Source organism: Dietzia sp. SYD-A1 (assembly GCF_015356725.1).
Lineage (GTDB): Bacteria > Actinomycetota > Actinomycetes > Mycobacteriales > Mycobacteriaceae > Dietzia.
Genome location: NZ_JADDKI010000236.1, coordinates 1 through 1,995 on the forward strand (window position 1 = coordinate 1; position 1,995 = coordinate 1,995).

Annotated in this window: 2 protein-coding genes; both read left to right on the forward strand. The window is 72.6% G+C overall.

Annotated elements, in window-relative coordinates; genetic code table 11:
- On the forward strand, positions 1–1,004 hold a 1,004-nt coding region (locus IY392_RS10450), incomplete at its 5' end, for a cell wall metabolism sensor histidine kinase WalK (protein WP_194861165.1).
- A 68-nt stretch (positions 1,005–1,072) separates the two neighbouring features.
- On the forward strand, positions 1,073–1,995 hold a 923-nt coding region (locus IY392_RS10455), incomplete at its 3' end, for a sensor histidine kinase (protein ID WP_194861166.1).

The following is a 1,995-nucleotide window of genomic DNA, read 5'->3' on the forward strand; positions in this document are numbered from 1 at the left end:
GTGTGGATCTCGGTGGCGTGACGTTCGCGGTGGAGGTGGGTACGGACACTGACCGGTACGACACCGTTCTCGCCGCGGGCGCGATACTCTTCCTGTCCTTCGTTCCCGTGGCCGGGCTCGCCACAGCGGTGTTCGTGTACTACGCGATGGGGCGCGTGTTGCGGCCGGTGGAGTCGATCCGGTCCCGGGTCGCGGAGATCTCCGCCTCCGGGCGTGGCGAGCGGGTCCCGGTGCCCGAGGCGGAGGACGAGATCGCCCGCCTGGCCCGCACGATGAACGCGATGCTCGCGCGGCTGGACGCCGCACGGACCGCGCAGGTGGCCTTTGTCGGCGACGCCTCCCACGAACTACGCAGCCCGCTGTCCACCCTGTCGACCCTGCTGGAACTGTCGTCGACCTCGGGCACCCCGGTCGACGTGGAGACCGTGGACGACCTCCTGCTGCCCGAGGTCCAGCGGATGCGGTCGATGGTCGAGGACCTGCTCCTGCTGGCGAAGAACGACGAGCGTGGTGTGCCGTTGCGACGCGAGGACGTGGACCTCGACGACATCGTCCTCTCCGAGGTGGCCCGGCTCCGCGGTCTGGGTGGACTCGAGGTCACCGGAACGGTGGAACCCGCCCGTCTGGTCGGCGACCCCGACGCCCTGCTGCGGGTCGTGCGCAACCTGGTCGAGAACGCCCGACGGCACGCGCGTGAGGCCGTGACGATCGGGCTCACCGTGGATCGCACGGACCCCGCGGGACCCCGCGCCGTGATCACCGTCGACGACGACGGCGAAGGGGTGCCGCCCGACCAGCGGGCCACGGTGTTCGACCGCTTCGCCCGACTGGACGCCGACCGCGCCCGGGGCACGGGGGGATCCGGTCTGGGTCTGGCGATCGTCGCCGAGATCACCCGGTCTCACGGAGGCGCGGTGCGGGTCGAGGACTCCCCCGCGGGCGGAGCGCGTTTCGTCGTGGATCTGCCCGTCGAGACCCTCGGAGAGCCGCCCGACCTGCCGTGAGCGTTCCGGGTGGACGCCACCGCGGTCGGCACCTCCGGCCAGGACGCGAGCGGATAGGCTCGTCTGTCGTGTGGGCCCGCCGGAATCGCCTCTCCGACCTCTTCGACGCCGAGGACGCGTGGACCCGACCGTTGCCGGAGAACTACCTCCGGGCCGACGCGGCCCTCGCCCTGGCGATGTTCGCCTGCTCGGCGCTGGGTCTGGAGATCCTCCGGAGCATGGGCGTGTTGGGCGGGGAGAGCGCCCCGCTCTGGGCCCAGTACACGGCCATGGCGAGCGCGGCGGCCCTGCTCGCCCTCCGGCGCCGCCTGCCCCTCCTCACCGGCCTGGGGGCGACCGCGCACCTGTTGATCATCGGCAGCGTGATGCCCCTGGTGATGGGGCAGGTCTCCCAGCAGGTGCTGTACTTCATCGCCGTCTACTCTGCGGTGGCGTGGGCCCGCGACCGGAGGGCGCTGGTGGGGGTCGCGGTGGCGATCGCCGCCGCTCTCGTGGTGTGGATGACCTGGTACCTCGCGCTGGGGTCGGGGATGCAGCAGATCCTCGACTCGCTCGACGACGCCGACCGCTCGTCGGGAGTCGTCCCTCCGGTGCCCGCCTATCTCGTCTACACCGCGCTCATCAACATCGTCTACTTCGGCGGCGCGGCCGCCCTCGGAATCGCCTCGTGGCGGGGTGCACGCCGCCGCCACGCCCTGGCCGACCAGGCCGAGACCATCGAAGAGCAGGCCGAGGCCCTGCGCGACCGCGCCGTCGTCGAGGAGCGCCTGCGCATCGCCCGGGAGCTGCACGACGTGATCGCGCACCACGTGGCGGCGATCGGTGTCCAGGCCGGAGCCGCGCGACGGGTCATGGGCCACGACCCCGACGCGGCCGCGGGCGCCCTGAGGACCGTCGAGGAGTCGTCCCGCTCGGCGGTGGGGGAGATGCGGTCCCTGCTCGGCGCACTCCGGTCTACCGACCGCCCACCCGATGCCGCCCGGTCCCCCGG